Origin of the sequence: Nocardia sp. JMUB6875, from assembly GCF_041154655.1 — a bacterium.
Classification (GTDB): Bacteria; Actinomycetota; Actinomycetes; order Mycobacteriales; family Mycobacteriaceae; genus Nocardia.
On record NZ_BAAFGR010000323.1, the window covers coordinates 1 to 4,023 of the forward strand.

Annotated in this window: 4 protein-coding genes; 2 read left to right on the forward strand and 2 right to left on the reverse strand. The window is 64.7% G+C overall.

What is annotated here, in order from left to right; all coding sequences use genetic code 11:
* On the forward strand, positions 1 to 748 hold a 748-nt coding region (locus ACAM49_RS39125; protein ID WP_369640562.1), incomplete at its 5' end, for an acyl-ACP thioesterase domain-containing protein.
* Between the two features lie 9 nt (positions 749 to 757).
* Positions 758 to 1,279, forward strand: coding sequence for a pyridoxamine 5'-phosphate oxidase family protein (locus ACAM49_RS39130; RefSeq protein WP_369640563.1), 522 nt, complete (start codon positions 758 to 760; stop codon positions 1,277 to 1,279).
* Between the two features lie 214 nt (positions 1,280 to 1,493).
* On the opposite strand, the gene ACAM49_RS39135 is transcribed toward ACAM49_RS39130, so the two are convergent.
* Positions 1,494 to 2,945, reverse strand: a complete 1,452-nt coding sequence (locus tag ACAM49_RS39135) for a DUF222 domain-containing protein (RefSeq protein ID WP_369640564.1) — start codon at positions 2,943 to 2,945, stop codon at positions 1,494 to 1,496.
* 356 nt (positions 2,946 to 3,301) lie between these two features.
* Positions 3,302 to 3,991 (reverse strand): GAP family protein, encoded by a 690-nt coding sequence (locus tag ACAM49_RS39140; protein ID WP_369640565.1) that lies wholly within the window; start codon positions 3,989 to 3,991, stop codon positions 3,302 to 3,304.
* Positions 3,992 to 4,023 lie beyond the last annotated feature (32 nt).

Here is a 4,023-nt window from a genome sequence, read left to right on the forward strand (position 1 = left end):
CCACCCGCTCACCCAGCCCCTGGCGCCGGTGCCCGGCTCGGGCCATATCTTCGACGTCACCCGCCGCCTCGGCACCGTCGACATGGACGAGAACCAGTACCTGCGCATCGACGGCATCGCCCGGCACCTGCAGGACGCGGGCGTCGACCATCTCGTCCACATGGACGCCCTCGAATCCCACCCGCACTGGATCTGCCGGCGCACCGTCATCGACGTGCTCAGCCCCATCACCTGGCCCGCCCAACTCCGCATCCGCCGCTGGTGCTCCGGCATCTCGCCGCGCTGGTGCACCATGCGGGCCCGCATCGACTCCGACAACGGCGGACTGATCGAGACCGAGGGCTTCTGGATCCACATGAACAAGGACACGATGAGCCCGTCCCGCGTCCACGACGAGTTCTTCGATCTCATGTGCACCACCACCGACGAGCACCGCCTCCGCTGGAAGCAATGGCTCGACGCCCCACTCCCCGACGGCCCCGGCACCCGATTCCCCCTGCGCCGCACGGACACCGACCACTTCCAGCACATCACCAACACCGCCTACTGGCACGCGGTCCACGAATTCACCGCCGACGCCCCCGAACTCACCCAATCACCCCACCGGTTCGTGTTGGAATACAACAAGCCCATCCGCTACGGCGAACCTCTCGACATCCACACCACCCGGACGTCCGACGCATTGACCCTCTGGTTCTCCGTAGACCACGATCCGCGAGCCATAGCGCAGCTCCGGCCCGCGGGCTGAGGAGACATCATGCTCACAGATCCGATATCAGCGCAGGACCTCAACATCTACGGCACCGGCGAGCTGCCCTGGGACCTCGTCCGCAAGGCCGCCGAAACCGGGATCGGGTTGCCCGAGACGGCTGCGTTCCTCGGGACCGTCAGTGCTGGTGGGAAACCCAGTTCAGCTGGGATCGGGTGCGTCGAAACCGGCGGGAATCTGTACTTCACCAGTGGGCCGGGTACCAAGAAGTCTCGGAACCTGGCGGGGAATCCTTACTGCACGCTGTCCTTTCGGTTCCCTGAGGTGGATCTTGTGCTCTCCGGGGTCGCGCAGCGCGTTGTCGATGTCGGGGAGATCGATCGGGTTGCCGCTGTTTATCGCGAATCTGGGTGGCCTGCGGAGCGTTCCGGTAATGCGGTTACTGCGCCTTACAGTGCGCAGAGCGCTGGGCCGGGGCCTTGGGATCTCTACCGGTTCACGATTCACACGGCGGTCGGGCTTGGTCTGACAGATCCTCACGGGGCCACTCGCTGGCAGTTCGAGCACTGAAGGACCAAGAGACAAAAGAAGAAAAGACTAAAGAACAAAAGATAAAAGACGCCTGGAGAAGGGAGAGGAGGTGGCTGGGTTCGCGGGCTTGGCTGCGGTACCAGCCTCCTCGAGGCTCGGCCGCGCAGCGGCCCGGCGTGGAGGGGAAAGAACCGCTGTGGAGTTTTCAAAGGTCTGAAGGTGACGCGCAGCCGTGGGGCGGGGCGGTGGGGTCTCACGCAGCCGTTTGACCCCACTCCCGGCGACTGGCTTCCACCGCAGTAGCGACCCGCGCCCCGGCGTGATGCTTCTCGTTGACTTGCGGTGTGCCCGTGGGGTCGAGAGCCTTCGGAGCAATCCAGCCGACCCGCCCGCGATGCGGGGAATCCTTCCCCAACATCACCGTCTTCCAGCCATTCACACTGTCGTTCACGAGTGCGTGGTGGTGATCGCACACCAGGGCCAGGTTGTCCAGATCCGTCGGGCCACCCTTCACCCAGTCGGTGACATGGTGTGCGGCGCACATGTCGGCGGGCGCGTCGCAGCCGGGGAAGGTGCAGCCACGATCGCGCGCCAGCAGACCGAACCGCTGTCCCGAGGAGGCGATGCGCTGCCCGTAGGCGAGGTAGAGCGGAATCCCCTTCTCGTCGTTCACGATCAGGATCGGACGGGTGCCGCCGGCCATCTTCAATGCTTCGTTGATCGACATCTGGACGCCGGAGGCGGTCGTCGCAAGACCCGAACCACGCTCCAAATCCGCCAGGTTCATCTGCAAGGTGACCTGCACCGGCATGCCCCGGTGGGAGCCGAGCTTGCGCAGATCCAGACCCGGCTGCAACAGGGCGATGAACGCGTCGTGCACCCGCTGCCCGGCATCACGACGATCGCGACGCGCCGCCGCATCCAACACCGTCGAATCGATCACGGCGTCGGAGACCTTCGGGCTGTCGACATCCTCGCCGTTGCACATGCCCGGGCGCGCGTACTTGGCCAGGAACGCATCCAACAACGCCCGCAACTGCGGGGTGAGCCAACCCTCGATCCAGCTAATCCCATCGATGCCAGGACGGCCCACCTTGATCCCACGACGGCGGTGACGATCCGCGTCGCTGACCACCGTGCCTTCCGGATCCAGGCGAGCCAGGATCTCCCGGCCCATGCGCGGCAGGTCATCGGGCCAGCCCTCGCAGCAGTAGTTCACCAGGATCTGCTCGGTCTCCGCGCGGGTTTCCCCCGGCACGTCGGCGGGCAGATGGTTCATCACGTCGACGATGTTGCGGACATGATCGCGCGAAATATCGCCCGCCTCATAGGCTTCGGCGGTGACCTCCAGCACCGGCGGTGCGAGTTGCCCGTCGGCCTGATGGAATTCCCCCACCTGCGCAGCGATCTTGATGCGGGTGGAGGCGTCGTGACGGGTCAGGTGCAGGGTGTGACGCAGGAACGCCACCGGCGAACCGGCACCGCTGGTTTCGGGCAGACCGCGATCGGTGGCCTCGATGATCAGCTTCGACCCCAGCGCCGAGAGCTGGCGCTGGCAGGTTTCCACGCGCTGCATCACCGCCACCACGTCCTCGCCCGACAGTGAGGTCAGGTCGCCGTACTGCACGCGGTCGGTGCAGTTGCGTACCGCGGCTTCCAGTTCGGTCAGCCCACAGTCCTCGAGCGTCTCCCCTTTCGAACCCATGTGCTAATTCTACGCCCCAAACGATCACCAAGGAAGCCGAATTCCATTGTGATACAACGCCTTTCAGAACTTCGCGCCTTTCAGAATCGGCGAGCAGCCGAGCTGAGCCGGGGCCGTTTTTGAGTCTTGGTTCTTGTCGTTCTTGTCTTTAGTTGTTTTGTCTTTAAAGGTGATCCGTGCAGTCCGTGGGCCGGAATCGGCGGCTACGGCTCCCAACCCGGCGTCAGCCCAAGTCCGGTAGGGCAGGCGACGCAACCACACTCCCCCGTCCCTGCGCACGCCAGCGCGACACGAGCACCCGAGTCCGACAAAGCCGTTGGACCCCACTCCCGGCAACTCGATTCCACGCGAGCTCGCTAAAGCGCCCCATGGTGAATCAGAGCGTCGGCGATCAAGCCCATGCCCGCCAGCAGAAGCAGAATGCGGATGCACTTGGGACCAAAGCGTTTCAGCCCCCGTATCAGCGAACGATAGAACTGACGCGCGCGGCTCTGCGGCAGGAGCGAGGTCAACAACACCAGCGCCGGTGGCAGCAGCGCGATCACGCAATAGATGACGATGATCAGAGGCCACAGCGGCGGGTGGGGATCACGAGCCGAGATCATGGTCAGAGCGGCCAGATAGGGAACCGCGGTCGGGGACTGCGCCAGGCCGATGACTACGCCAACGAGGCCCAGCAGCAATGGCTTTCGACGGGCCTCGAGTGCCCAGGCCGGAACAACCGGGGCATCACCGCCACCCTTCGAAAGTCGCACACTGCCCAGAAGCAGCAGGATCACACCGACCAACAGTTCGGCCCAGTAGCGCATGGTCGGGGTGATATCGAAGCTGACCAGGTTGGTCAGAAAACGCAGGCCCAGGACGAAGGTGATGCCGAAAGTTGTTGTGACGGCGAAGACCCCGGCCAGGAAGCTGAGTGCGCCGGGCACTGGGGAGCGGCGGCTGAGGCGGCTGTCGAAGACAACTGCGGTGGTGACACCGACCAGGAGCATGTCGAGGGAATCGAGGAAGGCGAAGCCGGCCAGGGCCAATAGGAACAGAAGCATCAGGGCTCGGGGACGGGGGCGTCGTCGGGGGT

Excerpts from the sequence above, each read along its gene's own strand:
- ACAM49_RS39140 (WP_369640565.1), bottom strand. The coding sequence starts at position 3,991 with ATGCTTCTGTTCCTATTGGCCCTGGCCGGCTTCGCCTTCCTCGATTCC.
- ACAM49_RS39130 (WP_369640563.1), top strand. The coding sequence starts at position 758 with ATGCTCACAGATCCGATATCAGCGCAGGACCTCAACATCTACGGCACC.
- ACAM49_RS39135 (WP_369640564.1), bottom strand. The coding sequence starts at position 2,945 with ATGGGTTCGAAAGGGGAGACGCTCGAGGACTGTGGGCTGACCGAACTG.